Origin of the sequence: Nonomuraea sp. NPDC049504, assembly GCF_040676845.1 — a bacterium.
In the GTDB taxonomy this organism is placed as follows: domain Bacteria; phylum Actinomycetota; class Actinomycetes; order Streptosporangiales; family Streptosporangiaceae; genus Nonomuraea; species Nonomuraea salmonea.
The window spans coordinates 71764-94215 of sequence record NZ_JBFAPT010000002.1 but is presented as its reverse complement, the minus strand read 5'-3'; the positions used below and the strand labels follow the sequence as shown (position 1 = coordinate 94215).

18 protein-coding genes and 1 pseudogene are annotated in these 22452 nt (G+C 71.7%); 8 read left to right on the top strand and 11 right to left on the bottom strand.

Features of this window, described 5'->3' with window-relative positions; all coding sequences use genetic code 11:
• The first annotated feature begins 96 nt into the window (after positions 1 to 96).
• Both AB0K28_RS03800 and AB0K28_RS03795 read left to right on the top strand, forming a co-directional pair.
• Positions 97 to 738, top strand: coding sequence for a polysaccharide deacetylase family protein (locus tag AB0K28_RS03800; protein ID WP_345395846.1), 642 nt, complete (start codon positions 97 to 99; stop codon positions 736 to 738).
• Positions 739 to 765: 27 nt separating this feature from the next.
• Complete coding sequence (locus AB0K28_RS03795) at positions 766 to 2217, top strand: hypothetical protein (protein ID WP_364364700.1); 1452 nt, start codon at positions 766 to 768, stop codon at positions 2215 to 2217.
• Here AB0K28_RS03795 and AB0K28_RS03790 read toward each other — a convergent pair.
• The 4 genes from AB0K28_RS03790 to AB0K28_RS03775 all read right to left on the bottom strand — a co-directional run bounded on the left by AB0K28_RS03790 (position 2159) and on the right by AB0K28_RS03775 (position 6031).
• Positions 2159 to 2626, bottom strand: coding sequence for a response regulator (locus tag AB0K28_RS03790; RefSeq protein ID WP_345395837.1), 468 nt, complete (start codon positions 2624 to 2626; stop codon positions 2159 to 2161). The genes AB0K28_RS03795 and AB0K28_RS03790 overlap by 59 nt on opposite strands.
• Complete coding sequence (locus tag AB0K28_RS03785) at positions 2623 to 4224, bottom strand: ATP-binding protein (protein WP_364364697.1); 1602 nt, start codon at positions 4222 to 4224, stop codon at positions 2623 to 2625. The genes AB0K28_RS03790 and AB0K28_RS03785 overlap by 4 nt, the downstream gene beginning before the upstream one ends.
• On the bottom strand, positions 4224 to 5411 hold the full coding sequence (locus AB0K28_RS03780; protein ID WP_364364694.1) for a SpoIIE family protein phosphatase: 1188 nt from the start codon (positions 5409 to 5411) through the stop codon (positions 4224 to 4226). Before AB0K28_RS03780 ends, AB0K28_RS03785 begins: the two co-directional genes overlap by 1 nt.
• 185 nt (positions 5412 to 5596) lie before the next feature.
• Positions 5597 to 6031: a helix-turn-helix domain-containing protein gene (locus tag AB0K28_RS03775; RefSeq protein ID WP_364364691.1), complete on the bottom strand. Its 435-nt coding sequence runs from the start codon at positions 6029 to 6031 to the stop codon at positions 5597 to 5599.
• Between the two features lie 79 nt (positions 6032 to 6110).
• Between AB0K28_RS03775 and AB0K28_RS03770 the strand changes: the two genes are divergently transcribed.
• Entirely contained in the window at positions 6111 to 7532 is a 1422-nt protein-coding gene (locus AB0K28_RS03770; protein WP_364364688.1) for an MFS transporter, read from the top strand.
• A 113-nt stretch (positions 7533 to 7645) separates the two neighbouring features.
• Here the strand turns inward: AB0K28_RS03770 and guaA are convergent, their stop codons facing one another.
• Positions 7646 to 9193 carry a glutamine-hydrolyzing GMP synthase gene (guaA, locus tag AB0K28_RS03765; protein WP_364364685.1) on the bottom strand — a complete coding sequence of 516 codons (1548 nt, stop codon included), beginning with the start codon at positions 9191 to 9193 and terminating at the stop codon, positions 7646 to 7648.
• Between the two features lie 100 nt (positions 9194 to 9293).
• Here guaA and AB0K28_RS03760 point away from each other — a divergent pair, with 100 nt between their 5' ends.
• Positions 9294 to 10235 carry a hypothetical protein gene (locus AB0K28_RS03760; RefSeq protein WP_364364682.1) on the top strand — a complete coding sequence of 314 codons (942 nt, stop codon included), beginning with the start codon at positions 9294 to 9296 and terminating at the stop codon, positions 10233 to 10235.
• Here the strand turns inward: AB0K28_RS03760 and AB0K28_RS03755 are convergent.
• The 4 genes and pseudogenes from AB0K28_RS03755 to AB0K28_RS03740 form a co-directional block, all read right to left on the bottom strand.
• Positions 10180 to 10515 (bottom strand): transposase, encoded by a 336-nt coding sequence (locus tag AB0K28_RS03755; RefSeq protein ID WP_345395821.1) that lies wholly within the window; start codon positions 10513 to 10515, stop codon positions 10180 to 10182. The two genes, AB0K28_RS03760 and AB0K28_RS03755, sit on opposite strands and share 56 nt — an antisense overlap.
• A pseudogene (locus AB0K28_RS03750) lies at positions 10488 to 10577 on the bottom strand (hypothetical protein); the annotation flags it as partial. The gene AB0K28_RS03755 and the pseudogene AB0K28_RS03750, both read right to left, overlap by 28 nt.
• Positions 10555 to 11430, bottom strand: coding sequence for an SDR family NAD(P)-dependent oxidoreductase (locus AB0K28_RS03745; RefSeq protein ID WP_364364679.1), 876 nt, complete (start codon positions 11428 to 11430; stop codon positions 10555 to 10557). The pseudogene AB0K28_RS03750 and the gene AB0K28_RS03745, both read right to left, overlap by 23 nt.
• Before the next feature lie 56 nt (positions 11431 to 11486).
• Positions 11487 to 12980: a DUF885 family protein gene (locus tag AB0K28_RS03740; protein WP_364364676.1), complete on the bottom strand. Its 1494-nt coding sequence runs from the start codon at positions 12978 to 12980 to the stop codon at positions 11487 to 11489.
• 87 nt (positions 12981 to 13067) lie between these two features.
• Between AB0K28_RS03740 and AB0K28_RS03735 the strand changes: the two genes are divergently transcribed.
• Complete coding sequence (locus tag AB0K28_RS03735) at positions 13068 to 13811, top strand: N-acetyltransferase (RefSeq protein ID WP_364364673.1); 744 nt, start codon at positions 13068 to 13070, stop codon at positions 13809 to 13811.
• Positions 13812 to 13866: 55 nt separating this feature from the next.
• On the opposite strand, the gene AB0K28_RS03730 is transcribed toward AB0K28_RS03735, so the two are convergent.
• Positions 13867 to 14850 (bottom strand): pyridoxal-phosphate dependent enzyme, encoded by a 984-nt coding sequence (locus AB0K28_RS03730; protein WP_364364670.1) that lies wholly within the window; start codon positions 14848 to 14850, stop codon positions 13867 to 13869.
• 118 nt (positions 14851 to 14968) lie between these two features.
• Here AB0K28_RS03730 and AB0K28_RS03725 point away from each other — a divergent pair, with 118 nt between their 5' ends.
• The 3 genes from AB0K28_RS03725 to AB0K28_RS03715 all read left to right on the top strand — a co-directional run bounded on the left by AB0K28_RS03725 (position 14969) and on the right by AB0K28_RS03715 (position 20598).
• Positions 14969 to 17182 carry a protein kinase gene (locus AB0K28_RS03725; RefSeq protein ID WP_364364667.1) on the top strand — a complete coding sequence of 738 codons (2214 nt, stop codon included), beginning with the start codon at positions 14969 to 14971 and terminating at the stop codon, positions 17180 to 17182.
• Positions 17183 to 17213: 31 nt separating this feature from the next.
• On the top strand, positions 17214 to 19184 hold the full coding sequence (locus AB0K28_RS03720) for a beta-propeller domain-containing protein (RefSeq protein WP_364364664.1): 1971 nt from the start codon (positions 17214 to 17216) through the stop codon (positions 19182 to 19184).
• 157 nt (positions 19185 to 19341) lie between these two features.
• Positions 19342 to 20598, top strand: a complete 1257-nt coding sequence (locus AB0K28_RS03715; RefSeq protein ID WP_364364661.1) for a S8 family serine peptidase — start codon at positions 19342 to 19344, stop codon at positions 20596 to 20598.
• A gap of 58 nt (positions 20599 to 20656) precedes the next feature.
• Here AB0K28_RS03715 and AB0K28_RS03710 read toward each other — a convergent pair whose 3' ends face one another.
• Positions 20657 to 22393, bottom strand: coding sequence for a glycerol-3-phosphate dehydrogenase/oxidase (locus AB0K28_RS03710; protein WP_364364659.1), 1737 nt, complete (start codon positions 22391 to 22393; stop codon positions 20657 to 20659).
• Between the last annotated feature and the right edge of the window lie 59 nt (positions 22394 to 22452).

The window sequence follows — 22452 nt, the reverse complement described above, 5'->3', positions numbered from 1 at the left end:
TTCTCAGAACGAGACATTGCCGCCACATCCGCGATCGAAGTTGGCTCTAGGCTTGCGCATGTGGTGATTCATGCCCTTATCGCAGCCTCTCTGGTCTTGACGTCCGCGCCCGCTCAGGCGCCCGCCACCGACTGCTCCCGGGTCAAGTGCCTGGCGCTGACATTCGACGACGGGCCGGGCGCCCACACCCCCGCCCTGCTCAAGACGCTGTCGAAGGCGCGCGCGAAGGCCACGTTCTTCCTGGTGGGCAAGCGGGTCGAGGCGCACCCCAAGATCGCCAGGCAGATCGTCGCCAAGGGGCACGCGATCGGCAACCACACCTACTCCCACGCCGCGCTCCCCGCGCACTCCGACAACGAGATCGACGAGGAGCTGAAACTCGCCCAGGAGGCCATCGAGAAGGCCACCGGGCAGCGGCCCACCATGTTCCGCCCGCCGTACGGGCAGAGCGACGAACGGGTGCTCGGCGTCGCGTACCAGAACGAGCTGTCGCAGATCCTCTGGACGGGCACCACGCTCGACTGGAGCCTGCGCGACGCCAAGAAGATCAAGGCGGCCGTGCTCAGGCTGGCCAAGCGCGACGGCGTCATCCTCATGCACGACGTGGTGCCGCAGACCGTGCAGGTCATGCCGCAGATTCTCAAGGAGCTCAAGAAGCGCGGCTACCACCTCGTCACCGTGCCCACGCTGCTGCGCGGCAAGGGTGGCCCGGCGGCCGGGGAGAGCTACTTCAGGTAATCACTCCCGCAGCTCGGGACGGGAACCATGGGGAGTGACACCCGGCCCGGCCGGCCCTGGGTCGCGCTCGCGACCTTCCTGGCCGTCCAGGCGGTGCTCGGATGCTGGTGGGCGGCGTTCTATCCCGGCCTGTTCAGCCGCGACTCGGTGCTCTATCTCAGCCACACGGTGGCCGGGCCCTGGGTGGCCGACCACTCGGTGCTCTACGACGCGCTGCTGTGGCTGAGCTTCACCAGGACCGGCGACCTGGGCGCCGTGACCTTCGCGCAGACGACGGCCATGGCGGGGGCGCTGACGTGGCTGGCGCAGTCGCTGAAGCGGCTGGGCGCGCCAGGGTCGCTGACGACCGCGGTGGCCGTGCTGATGCCGCTCGCGCCGCCGGTCGGCGCGTTCACGGTGACGTTGTGGAAGGACGTGCCGTTCACGATCTGCGCGGTGGCGATCGCGGCGTGCTGCGCGCGGATCGCGGCCGGGCGCGCCGTCGGCCTGCCCGCGCTGCTCGGGCTCGGCGTGCTGTTCGCGCTGCTCGGGCTCTTCCGCGCGAACGGCTTCCTGGTCGCGGGCGTCACCGTGCTCGCGCTGGTCGTGATCGTCAGGCGGGTCCGGCTGCTGCTGACCGGAGCCGTCGCCGCCGCGCTGCCGCTGGCGCTCTCGACCCTGGTCTTCCCGCAGGCCGGCATCGTGGCCCCGTCGCCGACGTACGTCTACCACACCGCCTACGGCGACATCGCGGTCCTCTACCGGGAGCGCCCCGACCTGTTCACCCCCGCCGACGTCGGCCTGATGACCACGGTCGCGCCGCTGCGCCGCTGGTGGGCGGGCGGCACCTGCTCCACGATCAACCCGCTGATCTGGCGGCGCGACTTCGACTGGCAGCAGGCCGACGCGCGCTCCGGCGACCTGCTGGCGCTGTGGCGGCGGCTGCTCGTCACCGAGCCTGGCCTGGTGGTGCGGGCCAGGCTCTGCCGGGGCGCGATCGCCTGGCGGCCGGTCGGCGACGAGACGGCGACCGGCGGCACCACGTACCGGCTGTCGCTGCGGCCGAACGCCGACACCTACGTCGGCCCCGGCAAGGTGACCGACTTCCCAGGGCGCGGGGTGTTCTCGCTGCGCCCGCTGTCGATGGAGCTGCACCAGGTGGCGGCGCCGTGGCTGGCCGGCTCGCTGACCCCCGAGTGGGACCGGATCCTGTGGCGGGGAGCGTCGTGGGCTTACCTGGCGTACGTCGCGGTGGCGCTGGCCGCCTTGGCGCGGCGCAACCGGCTGGTGCTCGGCGTGGCCGCCGTGGTCGCCGGGCAGCAGCTCGCGGTCCTCGCCAACATCTCGGCGCAGGACTTCCGCTACATGGCCGCGCCCATCCTCATCGGGGCGCTGCTGGTGCCGCTGCTGCTCGGCAGCCTGGTGCCGCGACGGCGGCCGGTCAGTGACGGTCCTCCCCGCCGTACGCGGCCGCGCGACCGGGCAGCCGGACGACCGTGACGAAGAACTCGTCGATCTGCCGGATGATCGCCATGAACCGGTCGAGATCGACGGGCTTGCTCACGTACGCGTTGGCGAAGAGCTGGTAGCTGCGCAGGATGTCCTCCTCGGCTGAGGACGTGGTCAGCACGACGACCGGGATCGAGCGCAGCTCGGGGTCGCCCTTGACCTGTTCGAGCACCTGGCGGCCGTCGTACTTGGGCAGGTTGAGGTCGAGCAGGATGAGGTCGGGGCGAGGCGCGCCGACGTAGTCGCCGCGCCGGTAGACGAAGTCGAGCGCCTCCAGGCCGTCCCTGACGACGTGGAGGTTGTTGCGGATCTTGTTGTCCTCGAACGCCTCTCGGGTGATGAGCTCGTCACCGGGGTCGTCCTCGACGAGGAGTACTTCGATGGGCTGCCCGGTGGTCATGAGTCGATTCCTTCGTGTCCGGTGTCTTCGAGTCCGGTGTCTTCGTGTCCGGTGTCTTCGGTGTCTTCGGTGTCTTCGTGGACCGGCAGAGTGAAGCGGATGCGGGCGCCGCCGGTGTAATCGGTGTCGAGCCAGATGCGGCCGCCGTGCGTCTCGACGATCTTCTTGCACATCGCCAGGCCGATGCCGGTGCCGGTGTAGGTCTCGCGGCTGTGCAGGCGCTGGAAGATGATGAAGATCTTGTCGGCGAACTCGGGCTCGACGCCGATGCCGTTGTCGGCGACCGAGAACTCCCACTCCCCCTCCTCGCCGCGCTCGCAGGCGATGCGGACCAGCGGCGGGCGGGCGGGGTCACGGAACTTGATGGCGTTGCTGATGAGGTTCTGCCAGAGCAGGCGCAGCATCGTGGCGTCGCCGACGACCGTGGGCAGCGGGTCGGGACGCTCGAACGTCGCGCCCGACTCCTCGATGGGCGCCGACAGGTCGTCGATCACCTTGTCCAGCGCCTTCTCCAGGTCCACGGGCTCGCGCTCGTCGTAGACCCGGCCGACGCGGGAGAAGCGCAGCAGGTCGTTGATGAGGACCTGCATGCGGGTGGCGCCGTCGACGGCGAAGTGCACGTACTGCCTACCGCGCTCGTCCAGCACGTCGCCGAAGCGCTTCTCCAGCAGCTGGCAGAACGTGGCGACCTTGCGCAGCGGCTCCTGCAGGTCGTGCGAGGCGACGTAGGCGAACTGCTCCAGCTCGGCGTTCGAGCGGCGCAGCTCCTCGGCCTGCTCGCGCAGCAGCGCGTGCTGCTGGCCGGACTCGTGCAGCGCGTTGACGATGCGTACGCGCATCTGCTCGACGTCGTTGGCCACCTCGCGGATGTCGGCGGGCCCCCTGGCCGGGATGCCCAGCCCGAAGTCACCGGCCGCGACGCGCCGCGAGGCCGCCCGCAGCTCGTCGAGCGGCCGGCCGACCGCGCGCCGCAGCAGCACGGCCACCGCGGCGGCCGCCAGCGTGAACACCACGAGCATCCCGAGGAAGGCGAAGTTGCGCACCCGCTCGGCTCCCGCCAGCTCGGCCTTGGACTGGTCGCGGGCCTGCGTCAGGTGGGCGCTCTGGCTGTCGAGCAGCGCCCTGATGCCGTCGAACGCCTGCTTGCCCGCCTCCACCGTGGCGTCGGGCACCGCCTCGTCGCGCTGCCGGTGCGCCGTCATGAACTCGGCGTAGTCGCGGCGCCAGGCGGCGGCCCTTTCGCTGATGGCGGTGAGGTCGGCCCGCAGGTCCGCGCGGTCGGCCAGCAGCGCCGCCACCCGATCGCGGCTGACCTGCTCGGCGCGCACGCCCTCGCTGTACGGGCTGAGGAACTCCGCGCGGCCGGTCAGCAGGTAGCCCCTGACGCCGGTCTCCTGGTCGATCAGCGCCTTCTGCATGTTGGCCGCCTCGACCAGGGCGGGCGAGATGCGGGTGGTGAGCTGCTGCGAGAGCCTGCTCGTACGGTCGAGCGTGACGGCACCGACCACCGCGCAGACCAGGAGCAGGGTCGCGATGACCGAGATGACCACCACGAACCAGCCGTGCACCGTCAGCCGGTGCCAGCGTCCTCCTGCCATCACCGCTCCGTCCAGCGCAGGTGGACCACGGCGAGGTCGTCGGCGGGCGCGTCGGGCGCGGTGGCGGCCTCGACGTCGGCGATCAGCGCGTCGAGGAAGCCTTCGCCGTCGAGGTGGGCATGGCGGGCGGCCAGATCGAGCAGGCCCTCCTCGCCCAGCCAGCGGGCCGGCTCGCCGGGCAGGCGCCGCTCGAACAGGCCGTCGGTGTAGAGCGTGAGCCCGCCGCCCTCGGGTAGCTCCAGCACGTCCTGGTGCCAGTCGGTCTGCACCGGGAAGCCGAGCGCGAGGCCGCGGCCGGGCTCGGCCAGCGTCACCGTCTCACCGTCGTGCACGAGCAGGCCGGGGTGCCCGGCCCGCCAGATCCTGACCGTACGGCGGTCGTGGTCGAGCTCCAGCGTGGACAGCGTGACGAAGATCTCGGAGCTGGGCCGCTCGGCCTCCAGGACGCGTTCGAGCCGGCGCAGCAGCGTCGGGCCTGTGACGCCGCTGAGCACCAGCGCCCGCCAGGCGATGCGCAGGCAGACGCCCAGCGCCGCCTCGTCGGGGCCGTGGCCGCACACGTCGCCGATCAGCGCGTGCACGACCTTCTCGTCGTCCTCGACGACGTCGTAGAAGTCGCCGCCCAGCGTGGCCGAGCCCCTGCTCGGCCGGTAGCGGGACGCCACCTCGATCGGCATGCTCTGCAGCAGCGGCGTCGGCAGCAGGCCGCGCTCCAGCCGCTCGTTCTCCTTGGCGCGCATGCGCTCGGCGTTGAGCGCGACGGCGGCCTGCTCCGACTGCTTGCGCTGCATCGCGTAGCGCAGCGTGCGGCCCAGCCACTCGGCCTCCACCCGGCCCTTGACCAGGTAGTCCTGGGCTCCCGCGGTCAGCGCCGCGAGGCCCGCCTGCTCTTCCGCGAGGCCCGTGAGCACCACCACGGCCGCGTCGCCCGCCTCCTCGATCACCGCCGACAGCGCGGAGAACTCGTGGGCGTCCGGCAGGCCGAGGTCGAGCAGCACGCACTGCGGGCGCAGCCCGGCCAGGGCGCGGCGGGCCTCGTCGACCGAGCGGGCCCACTCCAGGCGGACCAAGAGGCCGCTGTCCTCAAGCAACTCCTCGACGATCAGCGCGTCCTGCGGATCGTCCTCCACGAGCAGCACCAGCGGCTGCCCGGCGGCGTCGCAGCCGTCTTCGCTCCCGTGGGCCATGAAGGCCTTGCCACCCTTTCTGAACCGCTCCCGAACCGCAACCGGCCTGTCGCCGGCCGCGCTCGGATCGCTTGTCGACACCGGGCACACACCGACCCCCGCCGGCGCCCGTCTGCGATCACAGGGAACCGGCCCAGGGGAAGCCTCTCTTCCCCTCATTTTCCTCTCTATGCACACGAGACTGGTCAGATGTGCTCGGCCTCCGCGGCCTGGCGCTCGTCGTAGCGCCGCCTTGATGCCGCCACGCAGGAGCTGTGCTTGCGCGACCAGTTGGTGATCGTCAGCATCGCCTCGTACAGCTCCAGCGCCATCTCGGTGGCCCGGTATTCCACCTTGGGCGGCACCGTCGGGTAGACCGTGCGCTCCAGCAGGCCGTCGCGCTCCAGGTTGCGCAGGGTCAGGGTGAGCATGCGGCGGCTGATGCCCTCGATGAGCCGCTCCAGCTCGGTGAAGCGCCGGGGCTGCCGCGCGGTGGCCACCACGATGAGGATCGCCCACTTGCCGGCGATCCGGTCGAGGATCTCGCGCGGCGGGACCGGGCACTCGCCGCTCTCCAGAAGGAGATCGGCGTCCTCCAGCGTCTTGAGCTGCTCTGGTACAGCCGTGTTCCTCTGAGACATGAAAGTGCCTTCTTCCGGTTGACCTCGATGGTCACACATCATGGCGGCTGTTACAAAAAGTTCCCTAAGGGAGTTGGTCATGCAAGGCAAGTGGGCCGCGTTCTCGTTGCTGGCCGCCACCCAGTTCGTGCTCATCCTCGACACCACGATCGTGGGCATCGCGCTGCCGCCCATGGGGCGCGAGCTGGGCATGACGGCCACGGACCTGTCGTGGACCACGACGGCGTACTCGCTGGTGTTCGGCGGATTGCTGCTGCTCGGCGGGCGGCTGGCGGATTACGCCGGTCGGCGGCGGATGTTCATCGCCGGGATGGTCATGTTCGGGCTGGTGTCGCTGATCGGCGGTGTGGCGTCGTCGGGCGCCGTGCTGGTCGCCGTACGGGCCCTGCAGGGGCTGGCGGGGGCACTGGTCGCGCCGGCGGGCATGTCGCTGGTGATGGTGATCTTCAAGGGCGACCCGGCGCTGAACAAGGCCATGGGCCTCTGGGGAGCGGTCGGCGGCATGGGCGCCTCCGCGGGGGCGGTGCTCGGCGGGTTGCTCACCGACTGGTTCGGCTGGCGGTCGGTGTTCCTCGTCAACACGCCCATCGGGCTGGTCGTCGGAGCGCTGGCGCTGGTCATGCTGCCCGCCGTACGCGCCGCCGGACGTGAGCGCGGCTTCGACCTGGCCGGCGCTTTCACCTCGACGGCCGGGCTCGGCCTGCTCATCTACACCCTGACGGACGCGCCGCAGGCCGGCTGGACGTCGGCCAGGACCCTCGCGCTCGGTGCGCTGTCCGTCGCGCTCCTCGGCGCCTTCCTCGCCGTCGAGCGGCGCTCGGCCAGCCCGCTGGTGCCCCTCGACGTCTTCCGCCGCCGTACGCTGCGGGCGGGCAACCTCATCATGTTCCTGGTGGCCGCCGGCATGCAGCCGATCTTCTTCCTGCTCACCCTCTACACGCAGGACGTGCTCGGCCACAGCGCCACCCGCTCCGCCATGTCGCTGGTCGCCATCTCGGTGACGATCGCGCTGACCGCGTCGTTCCTCGGCGGGCGCGTGCTCACCCGGTACGGCATGCGCGCCACCGCCGTCGCCGGCCTCGTCTTCATCACCGTGGGCGCGCTGCTCTACCAGCGCATCGGCGTGCGGGACGACTTCGTGGGCACGCTGCTCGCGCCCGAACTGCTCGGCGGGTTCGGCTTCGGCCTGCTCATCGGCGCCGTCACCGTGGCCGCCACGTCGCAGGCGGCGGCCGACGAGGCGGGCATGGTGTCGGGGCTGTTCAACACGACGACGCAGGTGGGCATCTCGGTCGGCATCGCCGCCCTGGCCACCGTCGCGACGGCCGTCACCGGCGACACCGGCACCCCGCAGGCCCTGGTGTCGGGCTATCACGCGGCGTTCATCGGCTCGGCCGGCCTGGCCCTGCTCGGCCTGATCGCCGCCCTCACCCTGCTCCCCAGGCGCACCCGCCAGGTCACCACCCAGCCGGCGACCCCCGCAGAAGCCCCGGTGGCCTGACCCCCGAACGGCCTTGGGGGCCGCCCGGCGGCCCACGGCCGTAGGAAAGCTCGCAGCCCCGGCCCGTCACGGGCCGGGGCTGCGGCGGCTTTCAGCCGGTCAGCGCGATGGGGTCACTCCCACTCGATGGTGCCAGGGGGCTTGCTCGTCACGTCGAGCACCACGCGGTTGACCTCGCGCACCTCGTTGGTGATGCGGGTGGAGATGCGCGACAGCACGTCGTAGGGGACCCGCGCCCAGTCGGCGGTCATCGCGTCCTCGGAGGTGACCGGCCGCAGGACCACGGGGTGGCCGTAGGTGCGGCCGTCGCCCTGCACACCCACCGACCGTACGTCGGCGAGCAGCACCACCGGGCACTGCCAGATCTGCCGGTCGAGCCCGGCCCGCGACAGCTCCTCGCGGGCGATGGCGTCGGCCTCGCGCAGGAGGTCGAGCCGCTCGCCGGTCACCTCGCCGACGATGCGGATGGCGAGCCCTGGACCGGGGAACGGCTGCCGCCACACCATGGCGGCCGGCAGGCCCAGCTCTTCGCCGGCCCTGCGCACCTCGTCCTTGAACAGCGCCCGCAGCGGCTCGACCAGCGTGAACTGCAGGTCTTCAGGCAGGCCGCCGACGTTGTGGTGTGACTTGATGTTGGCGGTGCCGGTGCCGCCGCCGGACTCGACGACGTCGGGGTAGAGGGTGCCCTGGACGAGGAAGTCGACCGGCCCGTCGGCCATGATCGCGCGCTGCTCGTCCTCGAAGACGCGGATGAACTCGCGCCCGATGATCTTGCGCTTCTCCTCCGGGTCGCTGACCCCTTCGAGCGCCTTGAGGAACCGGTCGGCGGCGTCGACCACCCGCAGCTTGACCCCGGTGGCGGCGACGAAGTCGCGCTCGACCTGCTCGGCCTCGCCCTTGCGCAGCAGCCCGTGGTCGACGAAGACGCAGGTCAGCCGGTCGCCGATGGCGCGCTGGACGATCGCGGCGGCCACCGCGGAGTCGACGCCGCCGGACAGCGCGCAGATGGCCCGGCCGTCGCCGACCTGGCGGCGCACGGCCTCGATGGAGTCTTCGACGATGTTGAGCATCGTCCACGAGGGCCGGCACCCGGCGGCCTCCAGGAAGTGCTTGAGCACCGCCTGGCCGTGCTCTGAGTGGAGCACCTCGGGGTGGAACTGCACGCCGTAGAGGCCGCGCTCGACGCTCTCGAACGCGGCGACCGGCGTCTCGCTGGTGGAGGCGGTCACCGCGAAGCCCTCGGGGGCCGCGGCCACGCTGTCGCCGTGGGACATCCACACGGTCTGCGACGTGGGCAGCCCGGCGAAGATGACGCCCTCGTCGAGCACCTCGAGCGGGGTGCCGCCGTATTCGGCGACACCCGTGCGGGCCACCTCGCCGCCCAGCGCCTGCGCCATGGCCTGGAAGCCGTAGCAGATGCCGAACGTCGGCACGCCCGTGTCGAACAGCCCGTGGGGCACCGGCGGCGCGCCCTCGGCGTAGACCGACGAAGGACCGCCGGACAGGATGATCGCCTTGGGGTTTTTCGCCATCATCTCCTCGACCGGCATGGTCGACGGGACGATCTCGGAGTAGACATGGCACTCACGCACCCGCCTGGCGATCAGCTGCGCGTATTGAGCGCCGAAGTCGACCACCAGGACCGTGTCGAATTCAGACACCGTGAGAACCCCCTGAAAAGGCGAAGTGCGGTGACACCAGTCTATCGGCCTTGGCCAGGACACCTGGCCTGGCCGGGTGGGACGTGCTAAACACAGAACGATGGATCTTGTCTGGCCGGCGACCGCGTGGGCCCTGTGGGCCGCCACGCTGGCCGCCGCCTTCAAGGTGTCCGGCCGTGACAGGGACACGGAGGCGCCCGAGCACCCGGTGCCCGCCCCCGTCGCCGAGCTCTTACGCGGCATGCGCGCCCAGGACGTGTTCTACACCGTGCTGTTCGAGCTGGCCGGACGCGGCTGGGCGACGATCGAGGGCGACCGCCTGACGCTCGGCCCGCCCGTACGCGAGCCGCTGCGCCCGTACGAGACCTGGGTGCTCGAACGCGTGCGCGCCCGCATGGCGGACCGGCCCGCGGCGCCCGTGATCGCCCTCATGCCCGAGGGCTCCGACCTGGAGGGCGGGTTCGTCAAGCTCGTCCGCCGGCACGCCATCGACCTCGGCCTGGCCCGCAGGCGCTGGCGCACGGTGCTCGTCCCCGTGCTGCTGACGGCCGCCCTGATCGTCCCCTGGTACGCGACCGTGTCGGTGGCCCTGTTCTCCTGGCCCGCGATCATCGCGACGATGGTCTCGCTGGTGGCGGGGGTCTCGCTGCTGTCGGGCGGCAGGGGCTTCCTGCTGACCCCGCGCGGCAGGGAGGTGGCCGGGCCCGGCCCGCTGCCCGCGAACCCCGACCAGGAGTGGATCTTCACCGGCAGCGGCTGGCAGGGCGTCGAGATCGCGCCCGCCGAGCTGCCGCGCGGCTCCGGCCGCCAGGAGGTGACGGGCCACGTCGTCAAGCGCTGGGTGGAGGTGATCCCGCAGGAGGAGGGCGTGCGGCGCGACTACTACATCGCGCTGCACGACGGCCGTTCCGAGCGGGCCGCCGCGTTCCGGGTCAAGCAGGGCCTCTATCGCGACGTGCTGCCGGGCGACACCGTACGCCTGCTGGTCAAGCCGCCGGGCGGCACCGTCGTCCGGGTCCTCGCCCACGACCGTCAGTGTTGACGCGCTTCCCGGTCTTGAGCTGATGGCCGGGGACCGCGGCCTTGTACTCCAGCATGGCCGCGAACTGCGACCAGCCTGCATCGTGCACACTCTTGGCCGGCTTTGTGCCGGCCAGGCCCTTCACGGACAGATCCTCCACGTACACCGCTTGGTTGTCGCGGATGATCCGGGTGGAGAGCTTGTGTGCGAAGTCCCGGCGCGCGTCGGCCACCCTGGTGTGCGCGCCGCGTGAGCTTTCCGCCTGGCGCGCAACCCGTCGTTGAACACCACCCGCGCGCACCCGAACGCAACGCTCGCCTCTACCCGGCGTTCCGGCCCGCTACGCGGGGAAGTCCGCTTCATCCCCTGCCCGAAGGCCGGAGCACTGCGGACGACCCAGGTAGCCGGGCAGGGTCCCGGTCAGCAGTGTCTCGGTCTGCAGGCGCAGCGCGGCCGCGTACGACGGGTCGGTCAGCAGCAGGAACCGCTCCTCGTGGATGCCCCTGACCACCAGGTCGGCCACCTCCGACGGCTCGATGCCGCGCTCTGCCGCCTTGCCGACGCGCTCCTTGACGGCCACCTCGTCCGCGCCCGGCGTGATGGTGAGGCTGGGCGGGCGCAGCCGGTCGGAGTCGGCGATGCGGGTCCTGACCGCGCCGGGGCACAGCGCGCTGACGCGCAGCTTCGACCCCGTCGCGGCCAGGTCCTGGGCGAGCGCCAAGGACGCGGCCAGCGCGGCGTGCTTCGACACCGCGTACCCGCCGGTCCCCGGCGTCACCAGCAGTCCCGCCACGGAGACGGTGTTGACGACGTGACCCTCGGTGTCCTGCTCGATCATGCGCGGCACGAACGCGCGGATGCCGTGCAGCACGCCCCACAGGTTGACGCCGAGCAGCCAGGACAGGTCCTCCTCGTCCCTGGTCCACATGTGGCCGCCCTGGAAGACGCCCGCGTTGTTGCAGAGCACGTGCACGGCCCGCAGCTCACCGAAGCAGCGGTCGGCCAGGTGGCGTACGGACGAGGCGTCGGAGACGTCGGTGATCTGCGTGAGCACCGTCGCGTCCCCGCACAGCGCGGCCGTCTCCGCCAACCCGCCGTGCTCGACGTCGGCGAGCATCAGCGTCATTCCCTCGGCCGCGAACCGGAGGGCCAGCGCCCTGCCGATCCCGCTCGCCGCACCCGTCACCACCGCGACCTTGCCGGAGAGCTCGCGCACGAACAGACCTCCCTAGGGACACGCCATAGGTCGTTCCCCGATCAGTCCGTGCGACGCTACAGGACCGCGTCCATGAGTCCCAGGGGCGGTGAGCCGAGGTCGAACAGGGCCTTGTGGAAGCGCTGCAGGGTGAAGCCGGCGCCCCACTCCTCGCGCGCCCGTTCGCGCAGGTCGAGGATGAGCAGCTTGCCCCAGGTGTAGCGGCCGTAGGTCGGGTCGAAGGAGGCCCTGCGCGCCTCCGACAGCGCGGCGGGACCGGCGAGGTGGGTGTCGGACTCGAAGCGGCGGGCGCCGTCCTCGACCGTCATCTGCCCGGTGTGCACGCCGATCGCGCAGGCCAGGCGGGTGACGCGGATGAGCGCCTCCACCCAGACGCCGATCTCGAAGCGCGGGTCGCCGTCGCCGAACCCCTCCTCGACGCAGAGCTCCTCGGCGTAGTGGGCCCAGCCCTCGATGAACGCCATCGACTGCAGCAGCCTGCGCACCTCCGACGGGGCCCTGCGCAGCGCCCTGGCGTGCGAGAAGTGGCCAGGGGCCACCTCGTGCACGTTGATGGCGGGCAGCGTGGTGGCGCTGAAGACCTCCAGCCACTCCTCCTGCTCCTGGCGCGGCCAGCCGGGCTCGGGAGGGGTGATGTAGTACCAGGACGGGCCCTCGGGCTCGCCGGGCGAGTTCCACGCCATCATGGCCATCGCCCAGCGGCGCGACTCGGGCGCCAGCCCGACCAGGCACTCGCCGTCGTGGTAGGGCACGAGGTCCTTCTCGCGGGTGAACGCGATGGCCTTCTCGGTGCCGATCCTGGCCGCCTCGATGACGCCGTCGGCGTCGGGGTGGTCCTTGACCAGCTCGCGTACGACGTCGAGCGGCGGCCGGCCGGTCTCCCCCAGCTTGGCGCAGGACTCGGTGAGGCGGTCGAGCAGCCGGTCGCGCTCGGCGTCGGCGCGCTCGGCCAGCCTGCCGAGGTCCACGGGCAGGCCCTCGGCGGTGCCCATCAGGCGGGCGAGCGCGTCGCCGCCGAGCGCCGCGTCGGGGTCGCCCTCGCGCGCGGCCCGTTCGACGTGCGCGACGAGCCTGGCGTGCGCGGCCAGCGCGGCCTCGTCGGTGACCCCGGCGGCCAGGCCCTTGACCGCGCCGAGCAGGGAGGTCGCGACGGGGGCGGGGACCTGGTCGAGCGAGGCGAGCGCCTGGTCGACGGCCTCGGGCCAGAGCGCGAGGTGGGCCGACTTGGCCGCCGCGCGCTCCTCCTCCGGCGCGTAGTCGCGGTCGTAGCAGGCGAGATCGAGGTTGGACAGGTGGATCAGGGGGTTCTTGCGGTGCAGTTCCAGCTCGCCGAGCTGGGTGCGCAGAGACTCCTCGAACACCTGTAGGTGCCTGGCGTCGTGCGCGTCCGCGGGCGCGGGTCCCTCGCCGAGCCGCGCCAGCCCGGACCGTACGCCGTCGGGCGACAGGTCCTGGATCCGGCCGTCGTACTCGTGCCTGCCGCCGCCCTCGCGAGCCTCGGCCACGATCAGGTCGGTGATGGCTCGTAGCCTGGCGTCAAGTTCTGTCATGCCGCCGACGCTAGCGCACCGCAGGTAGTGGGCTTAAGTGTCGATATTTCAGGCGATTTTCGGATGTACGCAGGGCAAGATGATCACATGGCTCTCCGCATCACCACGCTCGCAGAACGTCCGGAATTCGCCGCGACCTTGTGGGAGATGGAGCACACCTGGCAGGAGTTCGTCCTGCGCGACCCGATCGCCGACCTCTACTACCCCTTCGTCACCACCCGCCACAAGAACCACGTGCTCGTGGCCGACGACGACGCCGAGCCAGGGCGGGCGGTGGCGCGGGCGTGCATGGTCCCGTACGTGGCCGGCGGCGACGGGCTGCCCGACGACGGCTGGGATGGCGTGATCAGGGCCGGCTGGCTGGCCCGCGAGCGCGGCCAGGAGCCCGACGCCGTCTCCGCGCTGGAGATCACCGTGCGCCGCGACCTTCAGGGCAACGGGCTGTCGGGGCTGATGGTGGCCGCCATGCGCGAGCACGCCGCCCGGCTCGGCTTCCGCACGCTCGTCGCCCCAGTACGCCCGAACCACAAGCACCTCGAACCCCACACCCCCATGGCCGAGTACGCCTTCAGGAAGCGCCCCGACGGCCTGCCCCACGACCCGTGGCTGCGGGTGCACGTGCGGGCCGGCGCCGAGATCGTGAAGGTGGCGCCCCGGTCGATGGTGGTGCCGGGCACGCTGGCGGAGTGGCGGGCCTGGACCGGCCTGCCGTTCGACCGTCCAGGCCCGGTGGAGGTGCCGGGGGCGCTCACGCCGGTGCACTGCGACGTGGACCACGACCACGCCGTCTACGTGGAACCCAACGTCTGGGTCACCCACCCCCTGACCTGACCACCCGGTCATCGGGCGGGGGCGGCCCGGTCATCGGGGGGCCGGTTCGGTCCCCTCAGCCGCCGCCGGGGCTGACCAGGCGGAGTCGCTCGGCGTGGCGGGCGACGTCGAGGCCGCGTTCCGTGGCCCAGGCGTCCTCGTGGCAGGTCGTCAGGTGGCGCTCGGAGGCGTCGCCGATCAGCGAGACGATCGTGCCGCGCTCACCCCGGACGACCATGCGCTCGATCAGCTCAAGCGCGGCCCAGAGCGCGGTGCCGGACGAGGGCCCCACGGGCAGCCCGGTGACCTCCCTGATGTGCCGGGCCGCCGCCACGCTCGCCGCGTCGGGCACGGGCACGACCAGATCGACCAGCTCGGGACGGAACCCCGGCTCCATCCGCGGCCGCCCGATGCCCTCGATGCGCGACGGCATGCCGGTCGCGTAGTCATGCACGTCGAGCGTCCAGCCGGGGAAGTACGCGGAGTTCTCCGGATCGGCCACCGCGACCCGGCAACCCAGGCCGTGCTCCTTGATCCAGCCGCCGAGCGTCGCCGAGGTGGCCCCGGTGCTCGCGCCGGTGACCACCCAGTCGGGGCTCACCTGGGAGAACAGCTCGCCGGCCAGGTCGTGCTCGGCCGCCCGGCCGAACTGGTCGAGGAAGTGCCCCTCGATCTCGCGCGCCGCGTCGTAGATGGCGAGTGGCGGCGTCACGAACCGGCACTCGCCGCCCAGCTCCTCCACCGGCCGCGCCCGCTCGGGCCCCGCCTTGCCCGGCATGACCACGATGTACGGCAGCCCGAGCCGCCGCGCGAACCACGCCTGCGCCACCGCCGCGTTGCCGCCGGTCGCCTCGACCACGGTGGCGCCCTCGGTGACCAGCCCGTCGAGCACGGCCCGGCGGAACAGCGCCCTGGCGTGCCGGTGCCGCAGGCTGCCGGTGGGCTGGCGCGACTCGTCCTTGAGTAACAGCGTGATCCCCGGCACGCGCACCGGGAACTCGATCAGCGGGGTGGGCTCCCCGGCCGCCAGCACATCGAGGGCTCGTGCGTTCCAGCTCACGTGTCCAGCCTTTCAGGCATGCCCGCACGGGGTCCGGAGTTTCGCCAGGAACGTACCGACTCGATCACTGGAACTGCGAAGTTTCCCCGTACGGGCGGCATGGGGCCAGAATCCTGACATGGCATCCTTCGCTCCGCTCCGCCCGGCAGATCCGCGCTCGCTGGGGGGCCTGCGCCTGCTCGGCCGGCTCGGCGAGGGCGGTCAGGGCGTTGTCTACCTGGGCGAGAACGCCGACGGCGGCAAGGCGGCGGTCAAGTGGCTGCGGCCCGACCTGTCGGGCGACGAGGTGAGCGTGGGGCGGTTCCTGCGCGAGGTCGAGGTGGCCAGGCACGTGGCGCCGTTCTGCACGGCCGCGGTGCTGGGCACGGGCATCGAGCAGGACCGTCCTTACATCGTCAGCGAATTCATCGAGGGCCCCTCCTTGCAGCGGGTGGTGCAGGAGCAGGGCCCGCGTACGGGGACGGTGCTGCACCGGCTGGCCATCGGCACCGCGACCGCGCTGGCCGCGATCCACCAGGCCGGCATCGTGCACCGCGACTTCAAGCCGGCCAACGTCATCATCGGCGCGGACGGGCCGCGGGTGATCGACTTCGGCATCGCGCGGGCGCTGAACGCCACCTCGACGATCAGCAACTCGGTGGTGGGGACGCCGTCGTACATGCCGCCCGAGCAGATCATGGGGCACACGGTGGGTCCGGCCGCCGACATGTTCTCGTGGGCCGGGACGATGATCTACGCGGCGTCGGGGCGGGCGCCGTTCGGCAGCGACACGATGCCCGCGGTGATCAACCGGGTGCTCAGCCAGCAGCCCGACCTCGGCGTGCTGGACGGCACGCTGCGCGAGGTCGTGGCCGCCTGCCTGGCCAAGGACCCGGCGCAGCGGCCCACGGCCGAGCAGGTGATGATGCGGCTGCTGCAGCAGTCGGCGCCCGGCTCCGGCATGCTCGCACAGGGCGCGGCGGAGGCGGCGGCGCCACCCCCCGCTGCCTTCCCGGGGCCGCCCTCCCACGCCGGCCCGCCCGCACACGCCGGCCCGCCCTCCCACGTAGGTCCGCCCTCACACGCCGGCCCTCCCTCCGCAGGCCCGCACTCGCACGCGGGCCCGCACACCGCGGGCCCGCACTCTCAGGGGCCCGTCCCCGCGCACGCCTACACGCCGCCCGCCTACGCTCCGCCCACCCACCCGGCCGCCCAGCCGCCGAGGAGCGGCAGGCGGGCGCCGCTGGTCGCGGGCGCCGCCGTGGCGATCGCGCTGCTGGTCCTCGCCGGCGTCTTCGTGGCGATCCAGGCGGACAAGGCGTCGGTGGCGAGCCCGTCCACCACCCCGCGGGAGGAGGGGAGGAAGACGACGACCCCGCAGGCGGAGCGCGGCCGCCCCAGGCAGGAGACGACCTCGGCGGGCCGGACGGACGTCCCGGCCAGGGGCACGAAACGGACGCTGCCCGGCGGCGCGATCTCCCTGTACGAGAACCCGTCCGACGCCATCGTGCTGACCTCGTACGAGATCTACGACGAGAAGAAGGAGACGTGGACCGACTACGCCAGGGACTCGCTGCGCGGCCCGTTCACGAAGTACGCGGGCAACATGGAGTCGCTGGTCTCCCCCGACGGCCGCTACCTGGCCTCCAGGGGCAAGCGCTACACCCCCGACGACCATGACTTCATCGTCATCGCCGACCGCGAGACCGGCGAGCGCACCACGATCAAGACCGTCAAGAAGCCGCAGACCGGCATCATCAGGAACTGGTCGAAGGACGGCGCGACGATCCTGCTCAGCATCGGGCACAAGCGCGGCGACACCTGGACGTACCCGGGCTTCATGCTGGTGGACGTGGCCACGAAGCGCGTCAGGCGGGTGGACGTCAGCGACCCCGACGTCAGGGGCAGCTCGTGGGGCTTCGACGGCGACGAGACGGGCACGGTCAACGTCCACGGCGACGAGGACAATCTGAGTTTGCGCTTCTTCGACGCCCAGGGCAGGGCCGTGCGCTCGCAGGCGAACATCGGCACGCTCGCCGCCGACACCACCCAGGACCTCTTCTCGCCCTCGGGCGACGCGTTCGTCACCAACTGCCCGGACGGCACGTACAACGACCACTGCGTGTGGGACGCCGGGACGGGCGAGCGGCTGCGCACGTTCTACTCCGACTGCGACGAGGTGCTCGGCTTCTACGACGAGGAGCACCTGTTCTGCTGGGAGAACGACAACGGCGCCAACGACGAGGTGCAGGTGGTGGACTTCAAGGGCAAGCTCGTGCGCAAGCTCATGGAGGTGCCCGACAGCCTCGACCTCGATCCGGTCTTCACCAGGAACCCGGCGCACGGTTCGTGAACCATCCGGCCCGCCCGGCCGTGATGGGGACATGAACACGCTGATCCGTACGGTCGTGACCGCCGCCGCGCTGGCCGCGGTCACGACCGCCTGCACCGCTTCGACGGGCGGGGGCGAGGACCCGGCGCCCAGGAGGACGAGTCTCGGCGCGGTGCGCCTGGTGGCCTACGACGGGTGCGACGACCTGCTGACCGGCCTGCGCGAGCACGCCGCCGAGAACGTCGGCCCGTACGGCTTCGGCCACGCGATGCCGATGGTCATGGAGGACAGCGTACGCAGCGAGGCGAAGGCGCGGACGACGCAGACGCCCGAGCACTCGACCACGAACGTGCACGAGGCCGGCGTGGACGAGCCCGACCTGGTCAAGACCGACGGCGACCGGCTCATCACGGTCGCGAACGGCACCCTGCGCGTCATCGACACGGCGACCAGGAAGATCACCGCCTCACTCAGGCTGACCGAGGGGGAGGGCGGCCCCGGCGTCCCCGCGGACCTGCTGGTCTCGGGTGACCGGGCGCTGGTGCTGATGCGCGGCGGCGACATCATGTACAAGCGGATCGCCGGCCCGGTGGGTGACACCCGGTACGTGCTGGTGGACCTCGCGGGCGAGCCCAAGGTGCTGAGCACGATCAAGCCGCAGGGCTCGTACGTGGACGCCCGGCTGGTGGGCGACACGGTCCGGCTGGTCACCCGCAGCGAGCCCGAGATCACCTTCCCGGAGCCGCGCCCTGACGCCCAGCAGGCGGAGCTGATCGCGGCGAACCGGGCCGCGGTCAAGCGGGCGCCGGCGGAGAGCTGGCTGCCGACCATCGAGATCACCGACGCGGCGGGGAAGGTCACGAAGAGCCGGGTGGCGTGCGAGCGGGTCAGCCACCCCGCCGACTACACCGGCACCTCGATGCTGACCGTGCACACGATCGACCTGGCCGGCGGCGTCACGGCGGCGGGCACCGACCCGATCAGCCTGGCCGCCGACGGCGACATCGTCTACGGCACCGGCCAGAGCCTGTACGTCGCCAGCAACCCCCGCTGGTGGTTCCCCATCGTGCGCCCGCTCCCCGTCGAGCCCCCGCCCACCCCGGCGCCCCGCTCGTCGGGCGCGGCCCCCGCCGACGAGCCGACCCCGAGCGAGCCGGCCGTCGACGTGCCGTATCCGACGCGCACGCCGCCTCCTGAGGAGACGGAGGTGCACCGCTTCGACATCACCAAGCCGGGCGCTCCCGCGTACGTGGCCTCGGGCAAGGTGCCGGGCCGTCTGCTCAACCAGTACTCGCTGTCGGAGCACGACGGCCACCTCCGCCTGGCCACCACGCTCACCGCGGCCGACGGCGCCGACAGCTCCAGCACCGTCCACGTGCTCAAGGCCACCACCTTGGAGAAGGTGGGCGAGGTGGGCGGCCTCGGCAAGGGCGAGCGCATCTACTCGGTGCGCTTCATCGGCCCGATCGGCTACTGCGTGACGTTCCGCCAGGTGGACCCGCTCTACACGCTGGACCTGCGCGACCCGGCGCGGCCCAAGGTGACGGGCGAGCTGAAGATCACCGGCTACTCGGCGTACCTGCATCCGGGTGCGGACGGCCGGCTGATCGGGATCGGGCAGGAGGCCAGCGAGAAGGGCAGGACGCTGGGCACGCAGGTGTCGCTGTTCGACGTGAGCGACCCGGCCGCGCCGCGCCGGCTGTCGCAGTTCTTCCAGCGCGACTCGGGCTCGGGCGCGGAGTGGGACCCGCACGCGTTCCTGTACTGGCCGAAGACGGGACTCGCGGTGGTGCCGCTGGTCCAGGCGGAGAAGTCGGGCGCGCTGGTGCTGAAGATCGACGACAGGGAGGTGCGGCGGCTCGGCATGATCGAGCATCCCGTGAAGGAAGGCGAGTACCCATACCAGCCGGGCATCGAGCGCTCGGTGGTCATCGGTGACTCCATTTGGACGGTCTCGCACGAGGGCGTCCAGGTCAACGACATGGAGTCGCTCGCCTCACAAGCGTGGATCCCGCTTCGTTAAGCAACCAAAAGGTGCCGGTTCGTAACGAATCGGCACCTTTTTTATGGACTTATCCCGACAAATGATGAAAACTTTGATGACACCGTCCTGTCGGATCAGGCGGTAGACCGTCACAAGCCGCCGCCGGTCCGCGTCACGAGAAAGGGCCCACGCTGCCATGCGACCACGCACCCCCCTGCTCGCATTGCTCGTCAGCGCGCTCGCGTTATCCGCGGCGCCGCTGCCCGTGTCCGCAACCGTCCAGCAAGCAGCCCCAGACAGCACGTACATCGTCCAGCTCAACCCGTCACTGCGCGGCACGCACAGCGCGGCCGAGACCCAGGTCGCGCAGCTCGGCGGCGAGCTCGTCGGCGTCTACCAGCACGCCTTCAAGGGCTACACCGCCCGCCTGAGCGCCGCCGCCGCCGAGAAGCTCAAGGGCGACCCCAGCGTGCTCAGCGTGGAGCCCGACGCCGTGGTCACCCACTTCGCGCAGACCACGCCCACCGGCGTCAACCGGATCTTCGGCCCCAGCAACCCCAACCTCGACATCGACGGCACCGACGACGAGCGCGTTGACGTGGACGTCGCCGTGGTGGACACCGGTGTCGACCAGAACCACCCCGACCTGAACGTGGTCGCCAGGGCGAACTGTGTGATCGGCTTCTGCACCAACAACTCCGGCACCGACGACAACGGCCACGGCTCCCACGTCGCCGGCACCGTCGGCGCGATCGACAACGCCATCGGCCCGGTGGGCGTCGCCCCCGGCGCGCGCATCCACGCCGTCAAGGTGCTCAACTCGGCCGGCTCCGGCTCGCTCGCGGGCATCGCGGCCGGTATCGACTGGGTGGTGGCACGGCGCGCCACCATCGAGGTCATCAACCTGAGCCTGGGCTGCAGCGGCTGCTCCAGCAGCGCGATCAGCTCGGCCATCACCAACGCGGTCAACGCCGGCATCGTCGTCGTGGTGGCCGCGGGCAACAGCCACGCCAACACGTCCTCGTTCTTCCCCGCCAACCACCCCGACGTGGTCACCGTCTCCGCGCTGACCGACAACGACGGCCTGGCGGGCGGCGCCGGCGGCAACAGGCTGTCCTGTCGCAGCGAGACCGACCAGGACGACACGTCCGCGTTCTACTCCAACTACGGCGCCACGGTGGAGATCACCGCACCCGGCACCTGCATCTACTCGACCTACCGCAGCGGCGGCTACAGCACGATCAGCGGCACCTCGATGGCCAGCCCGCACGTCGCGGGCGCGGCGGCCCTGCTCACCTCGGGCGCGGCCAAGCCGACGACGCGGGCCGGCTCGCTGGCCGTGCGCAGCACGCTGATCTCGACCGGCAACTCCAACTGGACCGACGACTCCGGCGACGGCGTCAAGGAGCCCCTGCTCGACGTCCATGACGCGAGCGTCTACAACCCCGCCTGACCTCTGACACGGGCGGTCCGCGGAGATCCGCAGCGCCGCGGGCCGCCCTTCCCTATGGCTAGGCGCCTTCCGGCACCACCACGGGGACGATCTCCGGCGCCCCCAGCCTGATGGCGTCGGCCTCCTGGTCGGAGTCCTGCTCCTGGGAGCGCCGCTCGGCCTCCACCCGCTTGGTGTAGTACTCGACCTCCCGCTTGACCTGCTCGCCGTCCCAGTCGAGCGGCCCGGCCATCAGCTCGGCGGACTCCCGCGCCACCCCCACCCCGCGGTGGAAGGTCTCGATGGAGATGCGGGTACGCCGGGTCAGCACGTCGTTCAGATGCCGGGCGCCCTCGGCGGTGGCGGCGTAGACGATCTCGGCCCGCAGGTAGTCGTCGGCCCCGTCCAGCGGCCTGGCCAGCGACGGGTCCTCCTTGATCAGCTCAAGCAGCTCGTCGATGAGCGAGCCGTAGCGGTGCAGCAGGTGCTCGATCCGCGCCACGTGCAGCCCCGACTCCTGGGCGAGGCGGTGGCGGGCGTTCCACAGCGCCTGGTAGCCCTCGGCGCCGACCAGCGGGACGCGGTCGGTGCACGAGCGCGGCACCCGCTGGTCCAGCCCGTGCGCCACCGCGTCCACGGCGTCGCGCGCCATCACCCGGTACGTCGTGTACTTGCCGCCCGCCACCATCACCAGCCCGGGCACGGGGTGCGCGACCACGTGCTCCCTGGACAGCTTCGAGGTCTCGTCGGACTCGCCCGACAGCAGCGGCCGCAGCCCCGCGTAGACGCCCTCGACGTCGTCCCGGGTCAGCGGCACCGACAGGATCGCGTTGACGTGGTCGAGCAGGTAGTCGATGTCGGCGCGGGAGGCGGCCGGGTGGCTCTTGTCGAGCGTCCAGTCGGTGTCGGTGGTGCCGATGATCCAGTGGCGGCCCCACGGGATGACGAACAGCACCGACTTCTCCGTACGCAGGATGATGCCGGTCAGCGAGTGGATGCGGTCGCGCGGCACGACCAGGTGGATGCCCTTGGAGGCGCGCACGTGGATCTGGCCGCGGCCGCCCACCAGCTCCTGGATGTCGTCGGTCCACACGCCGGTCGCGTTGACCACCTGCCTGGCGCGTACGTCGAACTCGTCGCCGCTCTCCAGGTCGCGCACCCGTACGCCGGTGACCCGCTCGCCCTCCCGCAGGAACCCGACGACCTGGGCCCGCTGCGCGACGTGCGCGCCGTAGGTCGCCGCGGTGCGCAGCGTCATCATGACGAAGCGGGCGTCGTCCACCTGGGCGTCCCAGTATTGGACGGCGCCGGTGAAGGCGCTCTTCTTCAGCGCGGGGGCCAGGCGCAGCGCCCGCGACCTGGACAGGTGGCGGTGTCCGGGCACACCGCGGGTGAGGCCCGTCGCGAAGCCGAGCGTGTCGTAGAGCGTGACGCCGGCGCCCACGTACGGGCGTTCCCAGCCGTAGTGGGTCAGCGGGAACAGGAACGGCACGGGTCTGACCAGGTGGGGCGCGATGCGCTGGAGCAGCAGGGCGCGTTCCTGGAGCGCCTCGCGTACCAGGTCGAAGTTGAGCTGCTCCAGGTAGCGCAGGCCGCCGTGGATCAGCTTGGACGAGCGTGACGAGGTGCCGGAGGCGAAGTCGCGCGCCTCCACGAGGGCCACGTCGAGGCCCCTCGTCACCGCGTCGAGCGCGATGCCGGCACCCACGACGCCGCCGCCGACCACGACCACGTCGAGTTCCTGAGCCGTCATGCGCTCCAGCGCCTCGGCCCGCTCCGCGGGCCCGAGCCGGGCCGCGCACTTTCCCGACGCCATATTTCCCCCTGAAACGGCTTTGTCGCTGTTACTCATACCTACCCGCCCAGCGTCCGACC